The organism is Amycolatopsis camponoti (assembly GCF_902497555.1).
GTDB classification, from domain to species: Bacteria; Actinomycetota; Actinomycetes; order Mycobacteriales; family Pseudonocardiaceae; genus Amycolatopsis; species Amycolatopsis camponoti.
The window spans coordinates 1,110,295-1,134,804 of sequence record NZ_CABVGP010000002.1 but is presented as its reverse complement, the minus strand read 5'-3'; the positions used below and the strand labels follow the sequence as shown (position 1 = coordinate 1,134,804).

Here is a 24,510-nt window from a genome sequence, read left to right as displayed (position 1 = left end):
TAATGGTTTCACCGGTGGGGACCGGGGAGACGAGGCCGTCCGGCGCAGCGTAAACCGCAAGCGCCGGGCGGCCTCGAGCATTTGGCGGAACTCGCGCCTCGGCCGCCCGAAAAAAGGCCCCCGAGCGCCGGAGCACTCGGGGGCCGGTGAACAGCCGGAAAACGTCAGGCGGCGCGCAGGGCGTCGCGCAGTTTCACCTTCGCGCCGGTGCGCATGACCGCATTCCGGTAGATCCGCGCGGCCAGCCAGATCAGCCCCGGAATCATCAGCAACACCAGCACCACCGACAACGCGGCCTCCCACACCGGGACCCCGCCCATCGCCAGCCGGATCGGCATCAGCGTCGGCGAGAACACCGGAATCACCGAAAGCACCTCGACGAACGTGCTGCCCGGGTTCGACGGCAGCACCGAAATGCCGATCACGTACCCGGCGATCACGAACATCAGCGCCGGCATCGTCGCGCCGCCGACGTCTTCCTGGCGCGAAACCAGCGCGCCCAGCGCGGCGAACACGATCGAGTACATGAAGAACCCGAGCAGGTACCAGACGATCAGCCACACGACGGTACCGACGGCCGACGAAAGCGAAAGGTCCGGAAGCGCGCCGGTGGCGGTCACGGTGACCAGCCCGCCGACGCCGATGACGAGCATCTGGATCAGCCCCACCACGCCGATGCCGAGCACCTTCCCGGCCATCAGCTGCCACGGCTTGATCGTCGACAGCAGCAGCTCGACGACCCGGGACGTCTTCTCCTCGACGACGCCCTGCGCCACGGTCTGGCCGTTGATCATCAGCGACAGGTAGATCAGGATCCCGGCGGCGATGCCGAGCCCCAGCTGCGCGCCGTTGTAGTCGTACGGCTGCTCCAGCGGCGTGTCCTCGATGAACTTCGCCGACGCGATCGCGGCCTTGAACCGCGCCGGGTCGCCGCCCAGCGCCGTGATCTGCTGGTCGATCGCCACCTGCTGGGACAGCAGCTGCAGGACGTTGGCGAGCTTGCCGTCGAGGTCCTTCTTCACCTGGACGTGCACGGTCTTGCCGTCGCCGGTGAGCAGCGCGTCGATCGAGCCGTCGGCCAGCTTGGCGCGCCCGGCGGCCTCGTCGGCGACCTGGACGACGTCGATCTTTTCGTCGACCGTCTTGCCGCCGGCCTGCAGCGGCGCCGAGAACACGGCGGTGGCCGGGGTGTAGCCGACCGTGGAGTCGGCGCCGCTGCCGCCCGAGATCAGCTTGAGCAGCACGATGCCGATCACGATCAGCAGCAGCATGACGACGGTGGCGACCCGGAAGGCCTTCGACTTCACGCGGGTGGAGATCTCGCGGGAGGCGACCAGCCCGACCGCCGCGGCCGGGCTCATCCGGACGTCTTGGACCGGGGTGCTCATGCGCACACCTCGCTGACGCTCGGTGCGGCCTGAGCGGCCGGCGCAGTGTTGGATGATTCGCTCGCAAGCTCGCTCATGCCGGGACCTCCTCGGTCGTGACGACGGAACGGAACAGTTCGGTCAGGGACGGCTGCTCGCGCGCGAATTCGCGGACCGGACCGGTGGCCAGCGCCGCCTTGAGCACGGCCTGGTCGTCGGCACCTTCGCCCAGCTCGAGCTCGGTCACCGTGCCCTTCCGGCCCAGCACCTTCACACCGGGCAGGCCGTCGGCCCAGCCGTCACCGGCTTCGGGGACGTCGACCCGCAGCCGGACGGCGCCGCCGGCCCGCAGCTCTTCGACCGTGCCGGCCTCGACCATCTGTCCACTCCGGACGATCCCGACGCGGTCGCAGAGCCGCTCCACGAGGTCGAGCTGGTGGCTGGAGAACACGACCGGCACGCCTTCGGCGGCCTTTTCCTTGAGCACCTGGCTCATCACGTCGACCGCGACCGGGTCGAGGCCGGAGAACGGCTCGTCGAGCACCAGGATCCGCGGCTCGTGCACCAGCGCCGCGGCGAGCTGGACGCGCTGCTGGTTGCCGAGGCTGAGCTTCTGCACCTCGTCGTCGCGGCGGCCGGCGACGCCGAGCCGTTCGGTCCACTTGTCCGCCGACGCCCGCGCGGCGGCGGCCGGCATGCCGTGCAGCCGCGCGAGGTAGGTGAGCTGCTCGGCCACCTTCATCTTCGGGTAAAGGCCGCGCTCCTCGGGCATGTACCCGATGTGGCGGCGCGTTTCGTGCGTGACGGGCCGGCCGTCGTAGCGGACTTCGCCGCCGTCGGCGGAAAGCACGCCGAGCGCGATCCGCATGGTCGTGGTCTTTCCGGCGCCGTTGCTGCCGACGAACCCGAAAAGCTCGCCCGGCCGGACTTCGAACGTCATTTCGCGCAAAGCGACCACATCGCCGTAGCGTTTCGAGACCCTGTCGATCTCCAAACCGGTCATCCCGGTTCCCCCGTTCATTGCTGGCTGCCCCCGTTCGCGATCCTAGGCAGTCCGTACACGCACCGCATAGCACCGCGCGTTGCCGACCCGGGCTACGAAAGTTGCGGGCACGTAGGATCGCGGGCGCCATGGATGGAACCCCCGCCCCGCGCCAGGTGCCGAAGCACCACGGACTCTCCGCGAAGACGCTTCGGCGGCTGGAGCACGCCTCCGGCAGCTTGGCGAGCGCGAGCGTCGCGGTGATGGAGCGGCGGCTGTCGTGGTTCGCCCGGCTGCCCGCCGACCAGCGCGCCAGCGTCCTGCTGATCACGCAGGCGGGCGCCGCGGGCTTCGTCGACTGGCTGCGGGACGCGAAGGAGGCCCTGAAGCTGACGACCGAGGCGTTCCGCGACGCGCCGGCCGAGCTGTCCCGGTGGGTCAGCCTGCGGCAGGCGGTCGGCATGGTGCGCCTGGCCATCGAGGTGTTCGAGGAGCAGCTGCCGGAGTTCGCCGCGAACGAGGCGGAGCGGGCCGCGCTGATCGAGGGAATCCTGCGCTACGGCCGGGAAATCGCGTTCGCGGCGGCGAATTCGTACGCGGCGGCGGCGGAGGCCCGTGGCGCGTGGGACGCCCGGCTGGAGGCGCTGGTCGTCGACGGGATCGTCCGCGGCGACGCCGAGGAGTCGGTGCTTTCGCGCGCGACGGCGCTGGGCTGGGAGCCGTCGGCGGCCGCGACGGTCCTGGTGGGCAACCCGCCGTCGGAGGACCCGCCGACGGTGGTGTTCGAGGTCCGCAGCCGCGCGGCCCGCGTCGGCCGCCCGGTCTTGCTGTCGGTCCAGGGCTCCCGGCTGGTGGTCGTGGTCGGCGGCCCGACCGAGGGCGGGGTGAAGGAGCGCGAAATCCTCGCCCGGATGTCGGTGGCGTTCGCCGACGGCCCGGTGGTCGCGGGCCCGACGGTGCCGTCGCTGGCCGAGGCGCACCACAGCGCGACGGAGGCGCTGTCGGGGCTGCGGGCGGTGATCGGCTGGCCGGGCGCGCCCCGTCCGGTGCGGTCGGCGGACCTGCTGCCCGAGCGCGCGCTGACGGGCGACGCCGAGGCGGAGCGCCTGCTGATCGACACGATCGCGCGGCCGCTGGAGGAGGCGGGCCCCACGCTGCAGCGCACGGTGGAGGCCTACCTCGAGAGCGGCGGCGTGCTGGAGACGTGCGCCAAGACGCTGTTCGTCCACCCGAACACGGTCCGGTACCGGCTGCGCAAGGCGGCGGACCTGACCGGCTGCCAGCCGACGGACCCCCGTGACGCGCTCGTGTTGCGGATCGCGCTCACCGTGGGACGGCTGGCCCGCGCCCGCGGCCTCTGGTGAGCACTTCCCGAGACGGGCGTCACGTGATGGACTTAACAGCGAAAGGTGATTGAACCCGACAAGGCTTCCGGGTTACGCGCGAGCTTCTCCGGCGCGTCTTTGGAGGTTTCCGACAAAGACGCCGGGCAGACACTGTGAGCGTCGGCATCCCGGGGAACACCCTCCGCCGTGTTGTCTTGAAGGGTGACAGCAGCAGTCCTCGCTCCCGGCCAGGGGTCCCAGGCCCCCGGCATGTTCACGCCCTGGCTCGACCTCGACGGCGCCCGCGAACGCGTGGCGCTGTGGTCCGAGCGCGCGGGGCTCGACCTGCTCCGCCTCGGCACCGAGGCGGACGCCGACGAGATCCAGGACACGGCGGTCGCGCAGCCGCTGATCGTCGCGCTGTCGCTGCTCACGTTCGAACACCTCCAGGCCACCGCGCCGGTGCCCGCGGACGCGCCCGTCGCCGGGCACTCCGTCGGCGAGCTCGCCGCCGCCGCGATCGCCGGTGTCCTGAAGCCCGAAGACGCCGTCGCGCTCGCCGCCGTCCGGGGTGCCGAGATGGCGAAGGCGTGCGCGTTGGAGCCGACGTCGATGGCCGCGGTCATGCTCGGGGATCCCGAGCAGGTCGTCGCGTGGCTCGAAGAGCAGGGCCTGACCGCGGCGAACCGCAACGGAGCGGGGCAGATCGTCGCCTCCGGTGCCGCCGACACCATCGCGAAGATCGTCGCCGAGCCCCTCGAAGGCACGAAGATCCGCGCCCTCAAGGTCGCCGGCGCGTTCCACACGCAGTACATGGCGCCCGCCGAAGAGGCGCTGCGCGCCCACGCCGCCGAGCTGACCCCGGCCGACCCGACGCGCCCGCTGCTGTCCAACGCGGACGGTGCGGTCGTCACCAGCGGGGCCGAGTACCTGGACCGCCTCGTCGCACAGGTCACGCGGTCCGTCCGCTGGGACCTGACGATGGACGGCCTGGTCTCCCTCGGCGTCACCCGCACCGTCGAACTCGCGCCCGCGGGCACGCTGACCGGCCTGGTCAAGCGGCAGCTCAAGGGCGTCGTCACCACTACCACCGCGCTGAAGACGCCGGCCGAGCTGGCGGCGCTGCGCCAGGAGGACGCCTCGTGACCGATCGACCCACCCTGAGCCTCAACCCCGGCTCCCGCGGCAGCCGCGTGCTGGGCATCGGCAGCGCGCAGCCGGAGAAGATCGTCACCAACGACGACCTCTCGAAGATCATGGAAACCAACGACGAGTGGATCCGCACGCGCGTCGGCATCATCGAGCGCCGCTTCGCCGAGAAGGACGAGCTGCTCACCGACTTCGCCGTCGCCGCCGGCACCGCCGCGCTGGCCGACGCCGGGGTCGACCCGTCCGAAGTGGACACGGTGATCCTGCCGAACTGCACCATGCCGACGCAGATCCCGAACGCCGCCGCCCAGGTGGCCGCGCGGATCGGCATCCCCGGCCCCGGCGCGTTCGACCTCAACGCCGCGTGCGCCGGGTTCTGCTACGGCCTGGGCGTCGCCTCCGACCTGATCCGCGGCGGCTCGGCGAAGAAGGTCCTCGTGATCGGCGCCGAGAAGCTCACCGACTCGGTCGACCCCACCGACCGCGCGAACGCGATCATCTTCGCCGACGGCGCGGGTGCCGCGGTCGTCGGCGAGTCCGACGAGCCGCTGATCGGCCCGGTCTCCTGGGGCAGCGCCGGCGACCTGGTCGACCTGATCGGGATGACCGAGGAGAAGTTCATCTACCAGGAGGGCCAGTCGGTCTTCCGGTGGGCGACGACCCAGATCGCGCCGATCGCCATGCGCGCGCTCGAGGTCGCCGGGCTCAAGCCGTCCGATGTGGACGTGTTGATCCCGCACCAGGCGAACCTGCGCATCGTCGAGGCGATCGCGAAGAAGCTCCGGGCCAACGGCGCCCGCGAAGACATGGTCGTCGCCGACGACATCAAGTACTCCGGCAACACCTCGTCGGCGTCCATCCCCCTCGCGCTGGACCACATGCGCAAGGCCGGGACGGCGAAGTCCGGCGATGTGGTGCTGGCGGTCGGGTTCGGCGCGGGCCTGTCCTACGCCGGGCAGGCGTTCGTCTGCCCCTGATCACCGTTACGCTCCCCGCGGGCACTCGCCCAAGGGCAACCAGACCCGAGTAAGACCGAGAAGGGAACTACCCCATGGCTGACAACACTGAGATCCTCGCCGGCCTCGCCGAGATCGTCGAAGAGGTGGCCGGTGTGGCTCAGGACGACGTCACCGCCGAGAAGTCGTTCGTGGACGACCTGGACATCGACTCGCTGTCGATGGTCGAGATCGCCGTGCAGGCCGAGGACAAGTTCGGCGTCAAGATCCCGGACGACGAGCTCGCCAACCTGAAGACCGTGGGCGACGCGGTGAACTACGTGTCGGCCAACTCGAAGTAAGTCCTCTTCCCTCCTTGAGGAGACTCCCATGAGCAACCACGACGTCGTGATCACCGGTCTCGGCGCCACCACACCGCTCGGCGGGGACGTGACGTCCACCTGGGACGGTCTGCTGGCCGGGCGGAGCGGGATCCGGGCGATCGAGGCCGACTGGGTCGAGGAGCTGCAGCTGCCGGTCAAGATCGGCGGCATGCTCGCCGTCGATCCGTCGGAAGTCCTCCCGCGGGTGCAGGCCCGCCGGCTGGACCGCTGCGAGCAGGTCGCGCTGATCGCCGCCCGGCAGGCGTGGGCCGACGCCGGGTACGCGGAACCGACCGACGAGCACACCGACGTCGACCCCGACCGCCTCGGCGTGTCGATCGGCACCGGCGTCGGCGGCCCGGTCACCCTGCTCACCCAGAACGATCTGTTGCACCAGCAGGGTCTCCGCAAGGTGTCGCCGCTGACCGTGCCGATGCTGATGCCGAACGGCCCGGCCGCGCACGTCGGCATCGACCTGAAGGCGCGGGCCGGGGTGCACTCCCCGGCCTCGGCCTGCGCTTCCGGCGCCGAGGGCATCGCGAGCGGGGTGGAGATGATCCGCTCCGGCCGCGCCGACGTCGTGGTCGCCGGTGGTGCCGAAGCGTGCATCCACCCGATCACGCTGGCCGGGTTCGCCCAGGCTCGCACGGTGTCCACGCGCAACGACGACCCCGGCAGCGCGTCGCGGCCGTTCGACGCGAGCCGCGACGGCTTCGTCCTCGGCGAGGGCGCCGGCGTGGTCATCCTGGAGCGCGCGGACCAGGCGAAGGCCCGCGGGGCACGGATCTACGCGACGATCGCCGGGCACGGCATCACCTCGGACGCCTACCACATCACGGGCAACCACCCCGAGGGCATCGGCCAGATCGCCGCGATGCGCGCGGCGATGAAGATGGCCGGCGTGACCGCCGCGGACGTCGGGCACGTGAACGCCCACGCGACGTCCACTGTGGTCGGTGACATCGGCGAGGCGGCGGCCATCCGCAAGGCGGTCGGCGACCACGCGATCGTGACGGCGCCGAAGGGTTCGATGGGGCACCTGGTCGGCGGGGCCGGCGCGGTCGAGGGGATCATCACGATCCTGTCGATCTACCACGGCATCGTGCCGGCCACGATGAACCTGACCGACCTGGACCCGCGGGTGCAGCTGGACGTCGTGTCCGGCGAGGCCCGCAAGGTCGAGCTGACCGCGGCGATCAGCAACTCGTTCGGCTTCGGCGGGCACAACACCGCGCTGCTGTTCACCCCGGCGGCCTGAACGCACTGACGAACGAGAAGGGGGCCCGGCTTCGGCCGGGCCCCCTTCTCGCGCTCAACACTTGTCGTGTTCGGGCGGCGGGCCCTTGTCGACGGAGTCGATCTTCAGCTCGGACTTCTCGACGATCACGGGCAGCACGAGCCGCCACTTGATGCACGGCTCCGGGAAGAACAGGGGCGCGTCTTCGCGGTTCTGGAAGCTGGTGAAGCCGACCAGCACCCGCAGCGACGTGCCCGATCCGCGCTCGATCCGGTAGACGAGGGCGTCAGTGTCCTTTGTGGTGCGGACGCCGTTGCGCCAGGTCGTCTGCGACTGCTCCGCGATCCGCTGGGAGCTGACCACGGCCGTCCACTGCCCGTACTGCTTGGTGTTGATGGCGTCGAAGTACGCCTGCAGCAGCCTGCGGACGGGTTCGGCCTGGGGGTGCGCCTTCGCGTCGTCGGTCATCCGGATGGCACCCGTCGCGGCCGACGCCCCGCTGCTGGCCGACGAGGGCGCGGAGGTCGAGACGGTGGTCTCGTCGGCGGGCTGGTCGGGCCGGCGGTAGATCTCACGCGCGAGCAGGCCGCCGCCCACGGTCACGGAGAGCACCACGGCCACGACGGGCACCAGCCAGCGCTGGCGGGAGCTGGGGGCGGGGGTGGTCACGCCGACGAGCGTACCGGCCCCGGCGAGGCGCCCGGGGGCAGCACGGTGGCGTGCCGGGAAACGCACACGGGCGGCCCGGCGCGCCCCGATCACCCGGGGTCGCGCCGGACCGCCCGCCGGAGCTGTCCGGCCGTCGGCCGGCTTGGTTCAGCCGACCTGGTGCAGCCAGGTCACCGGAGCGCCGTCGCCGGCGTGTCGGTAGGGCTCGAGCGCTTCATCCCAGCTAGCGGCCAGGAGTTCGTCGAGCTTGTGTGCGAAGGACTCACCCCCGCGGGTCATGGCGGCGAGCGCGCGCAGCTGGTCTTCACCCACGACGATGTCACCGTTGGCGCTGGTCCGCCCGTGCCACAGGCCTAGGCCGGGCGCGAAGCAGAACCGTTCGCCGTCGAGGCCCGCGCTGGGCTCTTCGGTGACTTCGAACCGAATCATCGGCCACGCCTTGAGGGCTGACGCCAGTCTGGCGCCGCTGCCCGCGGGCGCGCGCCATCCGCATTCGGCGCGAAGCTGACCCGGACTGGCCGGCTGCGCCGTCCACTTCAGGTCAACGCGGGCACCCAGGGTGCCCGAAATAGCCCACTCGACGTGCGGACACACCGCAGACGGCGACGAGTGGACGTACACCACACCTCGGGTGCTGCCACGGGTGCTCACTGCTACCTCCGCTTGTTGCTCGACGAGGGACGTCTTCCCCTACGCCCTACTTCGAGCTTTCAGCGCGGCCTCAGCGCGGCTCCCGAATGCCGCCTCCGATGCGTTGTAGCACATTCTGCACCCCAACCGTGCTGTTTGGCCACATGAACACCACAAGTCACCCACGGCCCCACTTTCGGTGGGCTCACGGCCACGCTGTCCCCGTGTCGCACGATGGATACCGCCACGCGCGCTAGCGTGATGACCCGGAACGACGAGCAGGGAGGGGTTTCGGTGCGACTGGTGCGCCTGGAGCGGCAGCAGTCCCGGGTGGCCGACGACGTCCGGGCGGCGCTGGCATCCCTCGGCCGTGGCAGCACCGTCATCGGCGGGATCGCGCTGGTGGGCGTCGGTTCGGTGACCGAGCGCCCGATCGAGGCGGTGGTCCTGCTGCCCCACGGGGTGATCATCGTGATCGGCGTGGACCTCCCGGATCCGGCCCTGAGGCTGGAAGCCCCGCTGGGAGCCCCCTGGAAGGCCGACGGCTGGCCACTGATCGCGGACGACGACGCGGTCAACCCGGCAACGGAGGCGCTGGACATTTCCCAGGCGTGCGAGCAGCGGATCGCTTCGTTGGTGCCGGGAACGGGCCCGGTGGGGACGATAGTCGCGGTAGGACCGTACGTGGAGACGGTCGACCAGCCGGCGGCCGACTTGGCGGGCCCGGTCCGGGTCCTGCACCCGACCCCGACGACGATGCTGGCGGCCACGGTGTCCCTGGCAACGGCGCACCGGCCCCGATCGGTGGACCAGGTCCGGGCCCTGATCCGCGGGTTGGCCCCGGAGGCACCGGAGTTTTCGGACGAGATCCTGCTGGGCGAGGGCTTCAGCCGCTTCACGGACGATTCGCCACCGGAGTCCCTTTGGGACAGTGGGCCGTCGGTGCCCCGCCAGCCGGGAAGGACAACCCCGGGCACGGCGGGTTCTGGAGGTTCTGGGGGTTCTGCGGGTTCGGCCGCTGCTGCGAACACAGCGGGCGCGACCGGTTCGGCCGCTGGCTCGGCTGGAACAGCTGCTGCGGGCACCGACGGGTCGCCGGGTTCAGCGGGTTCGGCCGCTGCTGCGGGCGCGGCCGGTTCGGCGGGCTCGGCCGCGGCTCCGGGCACGGCTGGTTCGGCTGCTGCGGCAAGTCCCGCAGCGGGCGCGGCCGGTTCGGCTGCAGCGGCAGGCGCGACCGCTGCTGCCACAGCGGCAGGCTCGAGTTCGGCAAAGCCCACTTCGGACAGTGCGAATTCAGGCTCAGCCGCGCCGGGTTCACCCACGGCAGGCTCGCCCGCGGCCAGCTCAGCCGAGGCGGGTTCGCCTTCGCTCGGTTCGCCCGCGGTAGGCCGAGCCGGGTGGCAAACCACAACTCCGGTTTCGGCCGTGCCGAAGCCCGCCCCCGCACCCACCGAGGACTCCGAACCGGCGGCCATCCCTGCCACGGACTCCGAGGCCGCCGAACCGGCGCCCACCGCCGCGAGCGCGGAACCGGTCGCGCCGACAACCCCAGCCGCGGAGCCCGCCGAATCAGCACCCCCGGCCGCAGGCGCGGAGCCCGCCGAGCCGGAGCCCGCCGAGACCGTTCCGCCTGCCGAAGACTCGGCGCCCGCCACCGGAACCGCGCCGCAAGCCGAAGACTCGATGACCGCCGGATCGCGAGCCTTCAGCGCCGCGTCCGAGCCGGATCTCGCCGACTCCTCGCCACACCCCGGCGACGAAACTCCCTCAGACCAGGAACCCACCGAGACGCTTCCCGCGCCGGGAAACCCCCTCTTCCCCGGCGCCACCCCGCAGCCGCAGTCCCGCGAACCGGGCACCGACACCGAACGAACCGAAAAACTCGCCTTCCCCACCCCACCCGCACGAACCCCGCGAAGCGCACCCCGCCCGGTCACGCTCGCCCAGATCACCCTGCCGCCCGAACCCCCCACCGCCGGCGCACCCGCTCCGCGGCCGGTCCCTCGGGAAACCGCCTCCACCTCGAAGACCGTCCGCTGGCTCCCCCTCGGCGCCATCGGGCTCCTGGTCGCCCTGGTCGTCGCGGCCATCGCCGTGGCCACCTCCGGGGATGACACCGCCGCCGCGCCCAGCGGGCCGCCCGCTCCCGTCACTCCGCCGCCGTCGCGGACCAGTGCCGCTCCGGTGCGGAGCCTGCAGTTCGCCCTGCGCGCCGCCGATCGGGACCAGCGGTGTGCCTCCCACGCCTTCGGGGATGCCCAGGCCAGCCTGCAGCAGACCAGCTGCTCCGGCGTCCGGCGCGCGTCCTACGCCGCCACCGTCGACGGTCGCGAGGCCGCCGTCACCGTCGGGATCGTCGAGTTCCCCGATGCCGCGCAGGCCGGCGCGTTCAAGGCCGTCGCGGACACGCCCGGCGGGGGCGGGATCCTCGACCTCGCCTCCGAGACCGGCAAGTGGGGCGCGACCCCGGCGCCGCGGTTCGAGAACGCCGCCTACACGTCCCGGATCGAAGGCACGTCCGTGCGGGTCGTGCAGGCGGTCTGGGCGCCGGGACCGTCCACTGCGGACGATCCCGGCCTGGCCCGGGCCGCGAAAGCCGCCCTGGACCTGCCCGCTCAGTGACTAGAGCCCGTAGGCCTCCAGCAGCCGCAGCCACACCTCGCTGATCGTCGGGAACGACGGCACCGCGTGCCACAGCCGGTCGAGCGGCACCTCGGCGACGATCGCGATCGTCGCCGAGTGCAGCAGCTCCGAGACGTCCTGGCCGACGAACGTCACGCCCAGGAGGACGTTCCGCTCGGTGTCGACGACCATCCGGGCCTTGCCGGTGTAGCCGTCCGCGTGCAGTGACGAGCCCGCCACCGCGATGTCGATGTCGACGACCCGGTCGGCCGAGCCCGGCCGCGCGTCCGCCAGGCCGACGGCCGCGACCTCCGGGTCGGTGAACACCACCTGCGGCACCGCGCTGTGGTCGGCGGTCGCGGTGAACGGGCTCCACGGCTCCGAAGACACCGGCTTGCCCGCGGCCAGCGCCGCGATCGTGTCCCCCGCCGCGCGGGCGCCGTACTTGCCCTGGTGGGTCAGCGGGGCGCGGCCGGTGACGTCGCCCGCCGCGTACAGCCAGCCACCGTCCACTGCGGACGCCCGGCCCGTGTCGTCGACCTCCAGCGCGCGGCCGGGCTCGATGCCGAACGCCTCGAGGCCGAGCCCGGCGGTCGCGGGCCGGCGCCCGGTCGCCACCAGGAACTCGTCGACGACCAGCCGTTCGCCGCTCTTGAGCACCAGTTCGGTCCCGCTCCCGGTGTCGGACACCCCGATCACCCCGGACATGGTGTGCACGTACACGCCGGCTTCACGCAAGCCGTGCAACACGAGGTCGCCGGCGATCGTGGCGTTACGCGGCAGCGGCCGCTCGCCCGTGATCACCAGGTGCACCTCCGAGCCGAGCGACGCGAACGCCTGCGCCATCTCGACGCCGACCACCCCGCCACCGAGGACCCCGAGGCGGCCGGGCACCGACGAAGCCGACGTCGCCTCCCGCGAACCCCACACCCGGACCGTGTCGAGCCCCGGGATCGACGGCTTGCTCGGCACGCTGCCGGTGCACACGATCACCGCGTGCCGCGCGGTCAGCACACGGTCGCCGTCGAGGGTCACCTCCCGCTCACCGGTGATCTCGCCGTGGCCGCGGATCGGCTCGATGCCGGCGCCGCGGGCCCATTCGACCTGGCCCGAGTCGTCGCCCTTGCCGGTGAACCAGTCACGCCGTGCGAACACCGCCGCGGGGTCGAGCCGGTCGCCGACCGGCACGCCGGGGATCCGCTTCGCCGCGGCCAGGAGGTTTCCCGGCCGCAGCAACGCCTTGCTCGGGATGCACGCCCAGTAGGAGCACTCGCCGCCGAAACGCTCGTGCTCGACGAGGGCGACCTTCAGGCCACCGCGGGCCGCCCGTTCGGCGGCCACCTCCCCCACCGGACCCGCGCCGATCACCACTACGTCAAAAGTCTGTCCAGACATGCGTTCAGCGCACACCACCGCGCGGGATCACGCAAGCCAGCGGCTATCCTCGGTCGGGAAGCTGCAAGAAGTCGGCGGCCCGGGTGCCGTCGGCCCCGGTGCGCGCGAATACCACGTTCGAGCACGGGAGGTTTGTCGTGGCCAAGAACACGGCTGTGCGGGTCCTGGATGATCTCACCGGCGAGGCCGCCGCCGAGACCGTCGGGTTCGGGCTGGACGGCATCGACTACGACATCGACCTCTCCTTCGCCAACGCCGACGCCTTGCGTGAGCTGCTGCAGCGCTACGCCGACGCGGGCCGGCGCACCGGTGGCCGCAAGCGCCGGCCGCGGATCGTCCCGGGCGCGAAGCGGCCCCGGGCGAAGGCGGCCCCGAAGACGACGAAGGCGGCGAAGCCGGTCGCCGGACGTCGCGCGGCGTCCGCCAAGACCGCGAAGGCCGAGCCCGCGAAGACCACCACCAGGGCCACCGCGAAGGTCACCAAGGCGAAGGCCGAACCGGCCAAGACCACGCGCACCCGCAAGGCGGCGGAGCCGAAGAAGACCACGCGGGCGGCGGCGCGCAAGGTGCCGGGCGTCACGTTCTCGGCGGCGGAATAAGTCCACAGTAGACAGACAGGTCACGAGGGGCACCCTGCTCGACGGGGTGCCCTTCCTGGCGTTTCAGGCCGCGCGCTGGGAACCGTCCGCGTGCCAGGACGGGTACCGGTACCGCGTGTGCAGCAGCGCCCGCTGCCGCGACAGCTCGGCCGCCGACGGCGGGCGCGGCACCAGCGTCCCCAGGATCTGCGACGCCGCCGCCCGCACCGCCGCCTCGACCGACGGGAACCCGGGGTTCAGCCCGTGCTCGGCCAGCGACGCCACCGGGCTGCGGTGGGAGTCGAGCGGCCGCGGGTCCGCCGGCGCGCTCGTCAGGTAGCGGCCGACCAGCGACGCCGACGTCTCGACCAGCAACGTCGAGTGGGCCAGCAAGCCGGTCTTGGTCCGGAACACCGCGAAGCCGCACAGCTTCGCGTCTTCGACGAACAAGCCGCGGTCACCGATCCGCGGAACCAGCCCGAGCTGGTCGACGGCCGCGCTCATCACCTTGCCCAGCGTCTCCAGCGGCCGGTCGGTGGGCCCGGGCAGTGACATTCGGGGCTCCGCCCCGGCCGGGGGCTCCGCCACCCGGACCCCCGAAAGCGGCTGGACCAGCGTGACGTTCAGGTTGCCCGGGTCGTGGAACACGGTGCCGCCGCCGCTGGCCCGCCGCAGCACCGGGACGCCGTCGCGCTCGCACTCCTCGACCCGCACTTCGCGCGCGATCCGCTGGCCGCGCCCCACGACGACGCAGACCGGGTTGCGCCAGAGCCACAGCACCGGTGACCCCGGCGCGACCCGGAGGAGCGCTTCGTCGAACGCCAGGTTTTCGGCCGGATCCGTGAACGCGGCACGGACGTCCGACCCGGTCGTCATAGCGCTTTGAGTTCCTCCACGATCTCGCCCACCGACGACTTGGCGTCCCCGAAGAGCATGCTGGTCTTCGGATCGTAGAACAGGTCGTTGTCGATCCCGGCGAAGCCCGAGGCCATCCCGCGTTTCAACACGATCACGGACCGGCTCTCGTTGACCTTGAGGATCGGCATCCCGTAGATCGGCGAGCTCGGGTCGGTCTGCGCGGCCGGGTTCGTGACGTCGTTCGCGCCGATCACCAGCGCGACGTCGGTCTGGGCGAACTCGGAGTTGATCTCGTCCATCTCCTTGAGCTGCTCGTAGGGCACGTCGGCCTCGGCGAGCAGCACGTTCATGTGCCCGGGCATCCGGCCGGCCACCGGGTGGATCGCGTAGGCGACCGTGATGCCCTTCTTCTCCAGCAGCTTCGCCATCTCCCGGACGGTGTGCTGGGCCTGCGCCACGGCCATGCCGTACCCGGGCACCACGACGACCTTGCTGGCGTACGCCATCTGGATCGCGGTGTCGGCGGCGCTGGTCGCGCGCACCGGGCGAGCTTCCTTCGCCCCGCCACCGGCCGCGACCGCGGGTCCGCCGCCGAAGCCGCCCGCGACGATCGCCGGGATGGACCGGTTCATCGCCTTGGCCATGAGGTTGGTCAGGATCGAGCCGGACGCGCCGACGATCATGCCGGCGACGATCAGCGCCGTGTTGTCCAGCGCGAGACCCATCGCCGCGGCCGAGAGCCCGGTGAACGCGTTGAGCAGCGAGATGACCACCGGCATGTCCGCGCCGCCGATCGGCAGCACGACGGTGAGGCCGAGGATGCCCGCCGCCACGAGCAGCCCGACGATCAGCAGCCACGAGTCGCCGCCGGCGACGATGATCACCGCGCACGCGAGCGCGATCAGCAGGAGCAGCGCGTTGATCGGCTGCTGCAGCTTGCCCATGGTGATCGGGCGGCCGCTGATCAGCTCCTGGAGCTTGCCGAACGCGACGTTCGAGCCCCAGAAGGAGATCGAGCCGATGATCGCGGCGAACAGCGACGCGATCGCGATGTACGCCGGCTCGTGCGCGTAGCCGTCGGTGGAGTTGAACTCGACCCACGCGATGAGCGCGACCGCGCCGCCGCCGACGCCGTTGAACAGCGCCACCATCTGCGGCATCGCGGTCATCTTGACCTTGCGCGCCGACGGCACGCCGACCACCGCGCCGATCGCGACGCCGAGGACGATCAGCAGCCAGTTGCCCATGCCCGGGGTGAGCAGGGTGGCGATCACCGCGATGCCCATGCCGACGGCGGCGATCCAGTTGCCGCGGACCGCGGTGCGCGGGCCGGTCAGGCCCATCAGGCCGTAGATGAAGAGGGCGAACGCGACGATGTAGAGGATCGCGACGAAGTCGGTCACTTCTCCTCCTCCTCGGCCGGCGCGGGCTTCTTGCCCTTGAACATCGACAGCATCCGGTCGGTGACCAGGAAGCCGCCGACGACGTTGATCGTGCCGAAGGCGATCGCGATCACCAGCAGGATCTTGTTGAAGACGCCGTCGACGCCGAGGCCGAGCACGACCAGCCCGCCCAGCAGGACGATGCCGTGGATGGCGTTGGTGCCGGACATCAGCGGGGTGTGCAAGGTGTTGGGCACCTTGGAAATGACGGCGAAGCCGACGAACCCGGCGAGCACGAGCACCGCCAGGTTCTGCACCAGTGGGCTCACGACGCGCTCCCTTCGCGCCCGGCCACGCAGGCACCGGCGACGATCTCGTCTTCGAAGTTCAGCTCCAGCGCGCCTTCCTTCGTCACGAGCAGCTCCAGCAGCTCGGTGACGTTGCGCGCGTACAGCTCGCTGGCGTGCGAAGGCATTTCGGCGGGCAGGTTCAGCGGGGACGAGATCGTGACGTCGTGCTCCACGACGTCCTCCCCCGGCTTGGTCAGCTCGCAGTTGCCGCCGGTCTCGCCGGCGAGGTCGACCACGACCGACCCGGCCGGCATGCCCTTGACGGCGTCCGCGGTGACCAGCGTCGGGGCCTTGCGGCCCGGCACCAGCGCCGTCGTGATCACGACGTCGAACCTCGTGATCGCCTCGGTGAGCCGCCGCTGCTGCTCGTCGCGCTCCTCCGGCGTCAGCTCGCGGGCGTACCCGCCTTCGCCGACCGCCTCGATGCCGAGGTCCAGGAACTGCGCGCCGAGTGACTTGACCTGCTCGCCGACCTCGGGCCGGACGTCGTAGCCGGTGGTCTGCGCGCCGAGCCGCTTCGCCGTGGCCAGTGCCTGCAGCCCGGCGACGCCGGCACCGAGCACCAGCACCTTCGCCGGCGGCACGGTGCCCGCCGCGGTGGTGAGCATCGGGAAGAAGCGCGGGAGCTTCTGCGCCGCGAGCAGCACCGCGCGGTAGCCGCCGATGCTGGCCTGCGACGACAGCGCGTCCATCGCCTGCGCCCGGGAGATCCGCGGGACCGCCTCCATCGCGAACGCCCGCAGGCCCGCTTCTTCGAGCTTCGCGAGCCCCTCCGGGTTGCCGCGCGGGTCGAGGAAGCCGACGAGGACGGTGCCCCGGGCCAGCTTCGCCACCTCTTCCGGCGCGGGCGGGTTCACCTTCACGACGATGTCCGCGCCCCACGCGTCGCCGAGCTCGGCGCCCGCCTGGGTGAACGCGTCGTCACTCAGGTACGCGCGGGAGCCGGCACCCGGTTCGACCAGGACGCGCAACCCGCGTTGCGCGAGCCGCCCGACCAGTTTGGGCACCATCGCCACCCGGCGCTCCCCGGGGCGTGATTCGGTCACCACACCCACGGTGAGCTGCTGATGCTGTTCGCTGTCGGCCACACGACCTCCTCATCGGCGAGGCACGATCCGAGGGTTGTACCACGCCGGACCGACAGTCCCCAGTGACCTGGGTCGCAAGTCCGGGGGTTGTGCCAGAAGATACGAGCGCCGTAAGGGGTACGTTCAGTTCGTTTTCCAGTGGGGGATCCCGAGCAGGATCAGCCGCAGGCGTTTCTCCGCCGTCGCGGTGATTTTCGGGTCTTCACCGGGGCGGGCTTCCAGGAGTTCGACCGTCGTCGTGATCATCGCGGAAACGATCAAGTCGGCCAGCATGTGCAGGTCTTCGGTGCTCCACGCGCGCAGCGGGGCGAACCGGGCGAGGTCGATCGCGAGGTCGCCGGAGAACATCCGCAGTTCCACGGCGATGGACCGGGCGAGCGGGCCGCCGCCGTAGCGCTCACGCGTCAGGAACCGGAAATGGTCCTCGTTCGCCCGGACGAATTGGTGGACCGTGGCCACCGAAGCGCTGATCATCCCCTGGTAGGTGTCGGGGTCGGTGCGCGCCGAACGCATCATGCCGCGCAGGGTGCGCGTCGCTTCTTCGACGAGCGCGACGCCGAGTTCCTCCATCGAGGCGAAGTGCCGGTAGAACGCCGTCGGCACGAGCCCGGCGCCCTTCGCGACCTCGCGCAGGGAAAGCGTCGCGAACGGACGGTCGGCCAGCAGATCCAGGGCGGTGTCCAGCAACGCCTGGCGCGTGCGCTGCTTGCGCTCCTGGCGGCTCACCGGCTCTTCCGACACGAGGTCCAGCGTACGGATGTCCACCGCGTTGCTCACGTCACATCCTCCGCTTCACGCGTTGACAGGCAGTCCACTCCTGCAGTGCACTGTTGAGTGTACAGTCGTTCACTGTAACCGAGGAGGACCCGATGACGGCGCTCATCCCCCGGCGGGTACGCAGCCTCGCTTCGCTGGCCGAGGCGTTGCTGACGCCGCACGGGATGGACCGCTACCTGGAGCTCGTCGACCCGATGCTGGTGCGCCGCGAGATCCGCGGCCTGGTCACGGCGGTGCGCAAGCAGACTCCGGGCACCGTCACCCTCACCGTCCGGCCCAGCCGCGCGTGGCCCGGCTTCACCGCCGGGCAGTACGTCCGCCTGCAGGTGGAGATCGACGGCGTCCGGCGCACGCGCTGCTATTCGCCGTGCGGTTCGCAGTACGACGGCGAGCTGGAGTTCACCGTCAAGGAACAAGGCCTGGTCTCCGGGCACCTCAACCGCGCGCTCGGCGCCGGCTCCGTGGTCGGTCTGTCCATTCCGGACGGCACGTTCACGCTGCCGGCCACCCGCCCGGACCGCGTGCTGCTGGTCAGCGGCGGCAGCGGCGTCACGCCGGTGCTCGCCATGGCCCGCACACTGGTCGACGAGGGCCACACCGGCGAGATCGTGTTCCTGCATTACTCGAACGGCCCGGCCGACGCGCTCTACCGCACGGAACTGGCCGAGCTCGCGGCCCGGCACCCGGGCCTGCGGGTCGTCCACGCCTACACCCACACCGGCGGCGGGGACCTGCGCGGGTTCTTCTCGCCGGAGCACCTCGAGCGCGTCGCACCGTGGTACCGCGACGCGGAGGCGTTCGTCTGCGGCCCGAAGCCGCTCATGGACGCCGTGCGCGAGCAGCTGGGTGAACGCGTGCACACCGAAGAGTTCACGCCGCCGGCGTTGACCTTCGACACGGCGAACGCCGAGGGCCAGGTCCGCTTCAAGCGCAGCGGGCGCGAGTGCGCCAACTCGGGGAAGCCGTTGCTGGAGCAGGCCGAGGAAGCGGGCCTGTCACCGGAGCACGGCTGCCGGATGGGCATCTGCTTCTCCTGCACCCAGCTCAAGACCGCCGGGCGCGTCCGCAACGCCAAGACGGGCGAGATCTCCGGCGAAGAAGACGAAGAAATCCAGCTCTGCATCTCCGTCCCCGTCGGGGACGTCGAGATCGACGCGTAGGGAGACTGCCATGACCGGTCTGCAGGACCGCCTGACCCCGGAACAGGTCGAGGAGTTCGGCCGCGAGCTCGACGCGCTGCGGCAGCGCACCGTCGACTCCCTGGGCCAGGAAGACGTCGACTACATCCACAGCATCATCAAGACGCAGCGCGGACTGGAGGTCGCCGGGCGGGCACTGCTGTTCGCCGGGTTCTTCCCGCCCGCGTGGCTCGCCGGTGTCGGCGCGCTGTCGGTGGCCAAGATCCTCGACAACATGGAGATCGGCCACAACGTCATGCACGGCCAGTACGACTGGACGCGCGACCCGGCGCTGAGCTCGCAGCGGTTCGAGTGGGACACCGTGGCGCCGGCGGAGAACTGGCGGCACTCGCACAACTACATCCACCACACGTACACGAACATCGTCGACAAGGACCGTGACGTCGGGTACGGGATCCTGCGGATGGACACCGCGCAGAAGTGGCACCCGTACTACCTGGGCAACCCGGTGTACGCGACGCTGCTGGCGCTGTTCTTCCAGTGGGGCGTGATGCTGCACGACCTCGAGGTCGAGAACGTCGTCAAGGGCGAGCGGTCGTGGGCCGAGAACGTGCCGATCCTGAAGAAGATCGTGCGGAAGGCCTCGCGGCAGGTCGGCAAGGACTACGTCCTGTTCCCGCTGCTGACCGGGCCGCTGGCGCCGCTGACCTTCGCGGGCAACGCGACCGCGAACCTGGTCCGCAACCTGTGGTCGTTCTCGATCATCTTCTGCGGCCACTTCCCCGCCGACGTCGAGAGCTTCACCGAAGAAGAGACCGAGAACGAGTCGCGCGGGCAGTGGTACCTGCGCCAGATCCTCGGCTCGGCGAACATCACCGGCAGCCCGCTGTTCCACGTCATGAGCGGCAACCTGTCGCACCAGATCGAGCACCACCTGTTCCCCGACATCCCGGCCCGCCGCTACCCGGAGATCGCCGGCGAGGTGCGCGCGATCTGTGAGAAGTACGGGCTGCCGTACCACACGGGCCCGCTGCACAAGCAGCTCTGGTCGGTGGCGAAGAAGATCGTGAAGCTGGCTCTCCCGCAGAGTTCGCCGTCGGCGGCTACCGTGGAACCCGACCGGCAGCTCCGAGCAGCGTGAGGGTGACATGGTGGGCCAGTTCGAACGGGAGAAGGACACCCTGCAGGTGATCACCGAATCGGCCGCGACGCACGTCGGCAACATAGCGTCGATCATCACGGGCGCGATCCGCGACGTCGCCCGCGAGACGGGTGACTGGCTGACCGACGTCATCGAGATGCGCGAGGCCGCGCAGAAGGCCCGGGTGGACGACCCGGACGCGCCGTGAGACGAGCCGGTGGGGGCCACCTTGGGGACAAGAGGTGGCCCCCGCCGGCTTTCGGCGCCGGAACTGTCGGTGCCGCCCGGTAACGTGGAAGACGGGGGGGCGCCCCCGCGGGGAACCGGCGCTTTCCCCGGGCCGCACCAGGGGGAAAACCGGATGGGCAGAGCCTCCCGCCCCGGTCAGACTGGATCCGTGACCAGCCTCGAAGTCCCCCGCCCCCGCCCGCTGCGCCGGATGTTCGGTCCGCTGGCCGCGCGCGACTTCTGGGCCGAGTACGCCTGGCTGGGGCTCTCCGGCCCGCTGACCCTCTTCTCGCTGTTCAGCTTTCTCGTGCTCCTGGCGCTGGGCTTGGTCCTGACCCCGGTGCTGTTCGGCTTCCTCGTCCTCGCCGGCACCCTCTCCTACGCCCGCGGCATCGGCGCGGCGCACCGCGGCCTCGCCAAGGCGCTGCTCGGCGTGAGCGTGCCCGCCCCGCGGCGGGCCGAGCTGAAGCCCGGGTTGTGGGCCTGGGTCCGCGCCCGCGTCGGCGACCCGGCCGGCTGGCGCGCCGCCGGCTACCTGCTGCTGCGCGTCCCCCTGACTCTCGCCGGGATGGCCACGACGATCTCCGCCACCGTCTACGCCGTGGCCGCGACCCCGTTCGCCTTCTTGTGGTGGCCGCTCGGCGTGGACCACCTGGACGTGTTCGACATCCAGGCCGCCAACTGGGTCGGTTCGCTCGCCTGGTCGGCGTCGGGGCTGCTGGTGCTCGTGGCGCTCCCGTGGGTGACGCACGCGTTCGTGACCCTCGACCGGATGCTCGTCGTCGGCCTGCTCGGCGCGCGGGAGCTGTCCGAACGCGTCCGCGACCTCGAAGCGAGCCGGGCCACCGCGGTCGAGGATTCCGCGCTCCGGCTGCGACGCATCGAGCGCGACCTGCACGACGGCGCGCAGGCCCAGCTCGTGGCGCTCGCCATGAAGCTCGGGCTGGCCAAGGACGAGCTCGAAGACGTCGACCTCCCCCAGGTCAAGCAGCTGGTCACGGCCGCCCACACGAACGCGAAGCAGGCGCTGACCGAGCTGCGCGACCTCGCCCGCGGCATCCACCCGGCCGCCCTCGACGCGGGGCTCGACGTCGCGCTGGCCACCCTGGTCGCGACGTCCGGGATGGACGCGAGGGTGGCGGTCGACCTGCCCCGCCGCCCGCCACCGTCCCTGGAGACGATCGTGTACTTCAGCGCCGCCGAGCTGCTCACGAACGCGGCGAAGCACAGCGGGACGACAACGTACGTCGAAGTAACGGAAGAGCGCGACGTGCTGTGGCTGCGGGTACGCGACCGTGGCCGGGGAGGTGCCCGGCTCGTCCCGGGTGGCGGGCTGGCCGGGGTAGCCGAACGGCTGCGCACGGTCGACGGCGAGCTGACCGTCGCGAGCCCGGTGGGCGGCCCGACCGAAGTGACCGCGCGGGTGCCGCTGCCCCGCTAGGGTCGCGGCATGCGGATCGTCATCGCGGAGGACTCCACCATCCTGCGCCAGGGTCTCGTCGAGCTGCTGACCTTCCGCGGCCACGAGGTCGTCGCCGCGGTGAAGGACGCCGACGCGCTGCACGCCGCCGTCGAAGAGCACACTCCTGATGTGTCCATTGTGGACATCCGGATGCCGCCGACGCACACCGATGAAGGCCTGCGGGCGGCGATCTCGCTGCGTCGCGCGTCACCCGGCCGCGCGATCCTGCTGTTCTCCCAGTACGTCGAGACCAAGTACGCGGCCCAGCTGCTGGCCGACCGCGCGGGCGGCGTCGGCTACCTGCTCAAGGACCGCGTCGCCGAGGTGTCGGACTTCCTCGACGCTCTGCGCCGCGTCGCGGACGGCGAGACCGTGCTCGATCCCGAGGTCGTCAGCCAGCTCTTCTCGGCCACCCGCCAGACCGACGCGCTCGGCGGCCTCACCCCGCGGGAGCGCGAAGTCCTGGGCCTGATGGCGGAAGGCCGGTCGAACTCCGCGATCGCCGCGAAGCTGTTCCTCTCGGCCGGGTCGGTCGAAAAGTACGTGACGTCGATCTTCGGCAAGCTCGGCCTGCCACCGTCCGAAGGGGACAACCGCCGGGTGCTGGCGGTGCTGCGCTACCTGGACTCCTGAGCCTTACGCTGGGACCCATGTACTCCACCGAGATCGAGGTCCGCACCGGCTCCGAAGCCGTCGTCCACGACCTCACCCACGAGGCCGAGTCGTTCCTGCGCGACGCGGACGCGACCGACGGGCTGCTGCACGTCTGGGTCCCGCACGCCACCGCCGGGCTGGCGATCCTCGAGACCGGCGCCGGCAGCGACGAAGACCTCCTCACCGCGCTCGACGAGCTGCTCCCCCGCGACGGCCGCTGGCGGCACCGGCACGGGAGCCCGGGTCACGGCCGTGACCACGTGCTCCCGGCACTGGTGCCGCCCTACGCGACGATCCCGGTGCTCGGCGGCGTCCTCGCCCTCGGGACCTGGCAGTCGATCTGCCTAGTGGACACCAACCTCGACAACCCGGTCCGCAAGGTGCGGTTCAGCCTCCTCGCGGGCTGACCGGCCGGGCCACAGCGCGAGCAGCAGCCCCGCCGCCAGCAACGCGCCGAGCACCCAGACCCCGGTCGCGACGTCGGGCGCGTCCGGCACGCCCTGAAGCAGGCTTCGCAGGCCTTCGGTCGAGAAGCGGAACGGCGTCCACGACCACAGCAGCGTGCGGTAGGCCGGGTTCAGCAGCTCCGGCACCTGCCCGGCCACCGCCGGCGCGACCAGGTAGAGCGGGCCGAGCACGGCCATCGCGCGCAGCCCCAGCAGGCGCAGCAGGCCCGCTTGCACGGCCGCGAACGCCGTCGCGGCGAGGAAGACGAACCCGAGGACGCCGGCGTCGAGCGGCAGCGCGGCGTCCCACAGCGCGAAGAACCCGGCGACGGCCGCCGTCACCAGCACCCCGGCGCCGGCGACCTGCAGGAACCGCGCGCCGGCGCCGACCGTGCGGCCGGTGCGCTCGGCCAGCTGCGTCAGCGCCAGACCCGCGACGAGCGCGCCGATCCAGGCCAGCGCGGACGCGGCCAGCGGCGCGGTCCGCCCGGCGACGCTCACCGGGTGCACCACCTCCTGCTTCGGGGCGCCGCCCAGCGCGGACGCCGCGCCGGTCAGGGCCTGCTGCGCGACCTGGGTCCCGGCCGGGTTGACCGCCCCCGACGTCACGACGGTCGCGGACGGTCCGGGCCCGATTTCGAGCACGCCGTAGACCTTCTTGTCCTCCAGCAGCTTCCGTGCGTCGGCCGGGGACGCGACCGTCCACGCGAGCTGGCCACCGCCGTGCGCCGCGATGCGCTGCGCGATCTCGGGCCGCGCGGCGACCGCGACCGGGACGCCGTCCGGCGCGGCCGTGGCCTGCGCGCCGAAGGTGAGGAACCCGAGCACCACGGCCACCAGCGCGCCGGCCACGGCGGCGACCAGGGCGAGCGCCCCGGCGGGGCGCCGGACAGGACCGGTCATGACAACCTCCAGTTATTCGTCGCTTGTTGAATTAATAGCCAAGGTACGACCGCGCCGCCAAGAAGTCAACGCGTGTTGAATAGTGTCGACGGTAACCTCGACCTCGTGACGAAGAAGCGGCTGGTGCTCTGGGACATCGACCACACGCTCGTGGACTTCGCGGGACTGGGCATGGCCTGGTACGCGGCCGCGTTCACCGCCGCGACCGGCGGGACCATGCGCGTCCACCCGGTGTTCGGCGGCCGCACCGAACTGGCGACCACCACCGAACTGCTCACCGCGAACGGCTTCGACCCCGCCCCGGACACGATCCGGGCCATGTTCGAGGCCCTGGTGGCGGAGTCCGAACGCGCGGCGCACCGCTTCGCGACGGAAGCCCGCGCGCTCCCGGGCGCCGCCGAGGCGCTGACCGCGTTCGCCGGCGACGACGGCGTCGTCCAGTCGCTCGTCACCGGCAACCTGCCGGAGATCTCGCGGCACAAGCTCGTCGCGTTCGGCCTGCACGAGCACCTCGACCTCGACATCGGCGGCTACGGCACGCTCTCCGTGCACCGCCCCGACCTGGTCCCGCACGCGGTGGGGCTGGCGGCGGCCAAGCACGGCACGGCGTTCGACGCCGACAAGGTGGTCGTCGTCGGGGACACCCCGAACGACGTCAAAGCCGCACTGGCCCACGGCGCGCTCTCGATCGCGGTCGCGACCGGGCTCTACAGCGCCGGCGAACTGCGGGCGGCCGGCGCGCACGTCGTGCTGCCGGACCTCGCCGACACCGACCTCGTGCGGACCGCCGTGCTCAGCTGAAAGTCGTCC

25 protein-coding genes are annotated in these 24,510 nt (G+C 71.6%); 14 read left to right on the top strand and 11 right to left on the bottom strand.

What is annotated here, in order from left to right:
* Nucleotides 1-164: 164 nt before the first annotated feature.
* Entirely contained in the window at nucleotides 165-1,388 is a 1,224-nt protein-coding gene (locus tag AA23TX_RS25925; protein ID WP_230862706.1) for an ABC transporter permease, read from the bottom strand.
* A 73-nt stretch (nucleotides 1,389-1,461) separates the two neighbouring features.
* On the bottom strand, nucleotides 1,462-2,370 hold the full coding sequence (locus AA23TX_RS25920; RefSeq protein ID WP_155545440.1) for an ABC transporter ATP-binding protein: 909 nt from the start codon (nucleotides 2,368-2,370) through the stop codon (nucleotides 1,462-1,464).
* A 128-nt stretch (nucleotides 2,371-2,498) separates the two neighbouring features.
* Here AA23TX_RS25920 and AA23TX_RS25915 point away from each other — a divergent pair, with 128 nt between their 5' ends.
* The 5 genes from AA23TX_RS25915 (at nucleotide 2,499) to AA23TX_RS25895 (ending at nucleotide 7,399) form a co-directional block, all read left to right on the top strand.
* Nucleotides 2,499-3,713: a PucR family transcriptional regulator gene (locus tag AA23TX_RS25915; RefSeq protein WP_155545439.1), complete on the top strand. Its 1,215-nt coding sequence runs from the start codon at nucleotides 2,499-2,501 to the stop codon at nucleotides 3,711-3,713.
* A 183-nt stretch (nucleotides 3,714-3,896) separates the two neighbouring features.
* Nucleotides 3,897-4,820: an ACP S-malonyltransferase gene (locus AA23TX_RS25910; protein ID WP_155545438.1), complete on the top strand. Its 924-nt coding sequence runs from the start codon at nucleotides 3,897-3,899 to the stop codon at nucleotides 4,818-4,820.
* Nucleotides 4,817-5,800: a beta-ketoacyl-ACP synthase III gene (locus tag AA23TX_RS25905; RefSeq protein ID WP_155545437.1), complete on the top strand. Its 984-nt coding sequence runs from the start codon at nucleotides 4,817-4,819 to the stop codon at nucleotides 5,798-5,800. The genes AA23TX_RS25910 and AA23TX_RS25905 overlap by 4 nt, the downstream gene beginning before the upstream one ends.
* A gap of 74 nt (nucleotides 5,801-5,874) precedes the next feature.
* Nucleotides 5,875-6,120 (top strand): acyl carrier protein, encoded by a 246-nt coding sequence (locus tag AA23TX_RS25900; protein ID WP_037820481.1) that lies wholly within the window; start codon nucleotides 5,875-5,877, stop codon nucleotides 6,118-6,120.
* Between the two features lie 28 nt (nucleotides 6,121-6,148).
* A complete protein-coding gene (locus AA23TX_RS25895; RefSeq protein ID WP_155545436.1) occupies nucleotides 6,149-7,399 on the top strand; it encodes a beta-ketoacyl-[acyl-carrier-protein] synthase family protein in 1,251 nt (416 codons plus the stop codon).
* A gap of 54 nt (nucleotides 7,400-7,453) precedes the next feature.
* On the opposite strand, the gene AA23TX_RS25890 is transcribed toward AA23TX_RS25895, so the two are convergent.
* On the bottom strand, nucleotides 7,454-8,047 hold the full coding sequence (locus AA23TX_RS25890; protein ID WP_155545435.1) for a hypothetical protein: 594 nt from the start codon (nucleotides 8,045-8,047) through the stop codon (nucleotides 7,454-7,456).
* Nucleotides 8,048-8,194: 147 nt separating this feature from the next.
* Complete coding sequence (locus AA23TX_RS25885) at nucleotides 8,195-8,698, bottom strand: DUF3145 domain-containing protein (RefSeq protein ID WP_155545434.1); 504 nt, start codon at nucleotides 8,696-8,698, stop codon at nucleotides 8,195-8,197.
* 273 nt (nucleotides 8,699-8,971) lie between these two features.
* On the opposite strand from AA23TX_RS25885, the gene AA23TX_RS25880 reads away from it, so the two are divergent.
* Nucleotides 8,972-11,299 carry a hypothetical protein gene (locus AA23TX_RS25880; RefSeq protein WP_230862705.1) on the top strand — a complete coding sequence of 776 codons (2,328 nt, stop codon included), beginning with the start codon at nucleotides 8,972-8,974 and terminating at the stop codon, nucleotides 11,297-11,299.
* On the opposite strand, the gene AA23TX_RS25875 is transcribed toward AA23TX_RS25880, so the two are convergent.
* Nucleotides 11,300-12,694, bottom strand: a complete 1,395-nt coding sequence (locus AA23TX_RS25875) for a dihydrolipoyl dehydrogenase family protein (RefSeq protein WP_196425533.1) — start codon at nucleotides 12,692-12,694, stop codon at nucleotides 11,300-11,302.
* Between the two features lie 137 nt (nucleotides 12,695-12,831).
* Between AA23TX_RS25875 and AA23TX_RS25870 the strand changes: the two genes are divergently transcribed.
* On the top strand, nucleotides 12,832-13,293 hold the full coding sequence (locus AA23TX_RS25870) for an Lsr2 dimerization domain-containing protein (protein ID WP_230862704.1): 462 nt from the start codon (nucleotides 12,832-12,834) through the stop codon (nucleotides 13,291-13,293).
* Nucleotides 13,294-13,356: 63 nt separating this feature from the next.
* Here AA23TX_RS25870 and AA23TX_RS25865 read toward each other — a convergent pair whose 3' ends face one another.
* The 5 genes from AA23TX_RS25865 to AA23TX_RS25845 form a co-directional block, all read right to left on the bottom strand.
* Nucleotides 13,357-14,148 (bottom strand): lipoate--protein ligase family protein, encoded by a 792-nt coding sequence (locus AA23TX_RS25865; protein WP_155545432.1) that lies wholly within the window; start codon nucleotides 14,146-14,148, stop codon nucleotides 13,357-13,359.
* A complete protein-coding gene (locus tag AA23TX_RS25860; protein ID WP_155545431.1) occupies nucleotides 14,145-15,533 on the bottom strand; it encodes an NAD(P)(+) transhydrogenase (Re/Si-specific) subunit beta in 1,389 nt (462 codons plus the stop codon). The genes AA23TX_RS25865 and AA23TX_RS25860 overlap by 4 nt, the downstream gene beginning before the upstream one ends.
* Nucleotides 15,530-15,832 (bottom strand): NAD(P) transhydrogenase subunit alpha part 2, encoded by a 303-nt coding sequence (locus AA23TX_RS25855; protein WP_155547303.1) that lies wholly within the window; start codon nucleotides 15,830-15,832, stop codon nucleotides 15,530-15,532. Before AA23TX_RS25855 ends, AA23TX_RS25860 begins: the two co-directional genes overlap by 4 nt.
* Before the next feature lie 5 nt (nucleotides 15,833-15,837).
* Entirely contained in the window at nucleotides 15,838-16,950 is a 1,113-nt protein-coding gene (locus AA23TX_RS25850) for a Re/Si-specific NAD(P)(+) transhydrogenase subunit alpha (protein ID WP_155545430.1), read from the bottom strand.
* A gap of 123 nt (nucleotides 16,951-17,073) precedes the next feature.
* Nucleotides 17,074-17,727, bottom strand: a complete 654-nt coding sequence (locus AA23TX_RS25845; protein ID WP_155545429.1) for a TetR family transcriptional regulator — start codon at nucleotides 17,725-17,727, stop codon at nucleotides 17,074-17,076.
* Between the two features lie 92 nt (nucleotides 17,728-17,819).
* Here AA23TX_RS25845 and AA23TX_RS25840 point away from each other — a divergent pair, with 92 nt between their 5' ends.
* The 6 genes from AA23TX_RS25840 (at nucleotide 17,820) to AA23TX_RS25815 (ending at nucleotide 22,758) form a co-directional block, all read left to right on the top strand.
* A complete protein-coding gene (locus AA23TX_RS25840) occupies nucleotides 17,820-18,887 on the top strand; it encodes a ferredoxin reductase (protein ID WP_155545428.1) in 1,068 nt (355 codons plus the stop codon).
* A 10-nt stretch (nucleotides 18,888-18,897) separates the two neighbouring features.
* Complete coding sequence (locus AA23TX_RS25835; RefSeq protein ID WP_155545427.1) at nucleotides 18,898-20,007, top strand: fatty acid desaturase family protein; 1,110 nt, start codon at nucleotides 18,898-18,900, stop codon at nucleotides 20,005-20,007.
* A gap of 7 nt (nucleotides 20,008-20,014) precedes the next feature.
* Nucleotides 20,015-20,215, top strand: coding sequence for a hypothetical protein (locus tag AA23TX_RS25830; RefSeq protein WP_155545426.1), 201 nt, complete (start codon nucleotides 20,015-20,017; stop codon nucleotides 20,213-20,215).
* A gap of 153 nt (nucleotides 20,216-20,368) precedes the next feature.
* Nucleotides 20,369-21,676, top strand: a complete 1,308-nt coding sequence (locus tag AA23TX_RS25825; RefSeq protein ID WP_155545425.1) for a sensor histidine kinase — start codon at nucleotides 20,369-20,371, stop codon at nucleotides 21,674-21,676.
* Nucleotides 21,677-21,685: 9 nt separating this feature from the next.
* Nucleotides 21,686-22,330 carry a response regulator gene (locus tag AA23TX_RS25820; RefSeq protein WP_155545424.1) on the top strand — a complete coding sequence of 215 codons (645 nt, stop codon included), beginning with the start codon at nucleotides 21,686-21,688 and terminating at the stop codon, nucleotides 22,328-22,330.
* Between the two features lie 17 nt (nucleotides 22,331-22,347).
* Nucleotides 22,348-22,758, top strand: a complete 411-nt coding sequence (locus tag AA23TX_RS25815) for a secondary thiamine-phosphate synthase enzyme YjbQ (RefSeq protein WP_155545423.1) — start codon at nucleotides 22,348-22,350, stop codon at nucleotides 22,756-22,758.
* Here the strand turns inward: AA23TX_RS25815 and AA23TX_RS25810 are convergent.
* Entirely contained in the window at nucleotides 22,696-23,700 is a 1,005-nt protein-coding gene (locus tag AA23TX_RS25810; RefSeq protein WP_155545422.1) for a YhgE/Pip domain-containing protein, read from the bottom strand. The two genes, AA23TX_RS25815 and AA23TX_RS25810, sit on opposite strands and share 63 nt — an antisense overlap.
* Before the next feature lie 105 nt (nucleotides 23,701-23,805).
* Between AA23TX_RS25810 and AA23TX_RS25805 the strand changes: the two genes are divergently transcribed.
* Nucleotides 23,806-24,501 carry an HAD family hydrolase gene (locus AA23TX_RS25805; RefSeq protein WP_155545421.1) on the top strand — a complete coding sequence of 232 codons (696 nt, stop codon included), beginning with the start codon at nucleotides 23,806-23,808 and terminating at the stop codon, nucleotides 24,499-24,501.
* The last annotated feature ends 9 nt before the right edge of the window (nucleotides 24,502-24,510 follow it).

Coding starts and splice junctions, on each gene's coding strand:
- AA23TX_RS25925 (WP_230862706.1), bottom strand. CDS start 1,388: ATGAGCACCCCGGTCCAAGACGTCCGGATGAGCCCGGCCGCGGCGGTC.
- AA23TX_RS25895 (WP_155545436.1), top strand. CDS start 6,149: ATGAGCAACCACGACGTCGTGATCACCGGTCTCGGCGCCACCACACCG.
- AA23TX_RS25820 (WP_155545424.1), top strand. CDS start 21,686: ATGCGGATCGTCATCGCGGAGGACTCCACCATCCTGCGCCAGGGTCTC.
- AA23TX_RS25825 (WP_155545425.1), top strand. CDS start 20,369: ATGGGCAGAGCCTCCCGCCCCGGTCAGACTGGATCCGTGACCAGCCTC.
- AA23TX_RS25900 (WP_037820481.1), top strand. CDS start 5,875: ATGGCTGACAACACTGAGATCCTCGCCGGCCTCGCCGAGATCGTCGAA.
- AA23TX_RS25875 (WP_196425533.1), bottom strand. CDS start 12,694: ATGTCTGGACAGACTTTTGACGTAGTGGTGATCGGCGCGGGTCCGGTG.
- AA23TX_RS25840 (WP_155545428.1), top strand. CDS start 17,820: ATGACGGCGCTCATCCCCCGGCGGGTACGCAGCCTCGCTTCGCTGGCC.
- AA23TX_RS25835 (WP_155545427.1), top strand. CDS start 18,898: ATGACCGGTCTGCAGGACCGCCTGACCCCGGAACAGGTCGAGGAGTTC.
- AA23TX_RS25830 (WP_155545426.1), top strand. CDS start 20,015: ATGGTGGGCCAGTTCGAACGGGAGAAGGACACCCTGCAGGTGATCACC.
- AA23TX_RS25920 (WP_155545440.1), bottom strand. CDS start 2,370: ATGACCGGTTTGGAGATCGACAGGGTCTCGAAACGCTACGGCGATGTG.
- AA23TX_RS25815 (WP_155545423.1), top strand. CDS start 22,348: ATGTACTCCACCGAGATCGAGGTCCGCACCGGCTCCGAAGCCGTCGTC.
- AA23TX_RS25915 (WP_155545439.1), top strand. CDS start 2,499: ATGGATGGAACCCCCGCCCCGCGCCAGGTGCCGAAGCACCACGGACTC.
- AA23TX_RS25810 (WP_155545422.1), bottom strand. CDS start 23,700: ATGACCGGTCCTGTCCGGCGCCCCGCCGGGGCGCTCGCCCTGGTCGCC.
- AA23TX_RS25865 (WP_155545432.1), bottom strand. CDS start 14,148: ATGACGACCGGGTCGGACGTCCGTGCCGCGTTCACGGATCCGGCCGAA.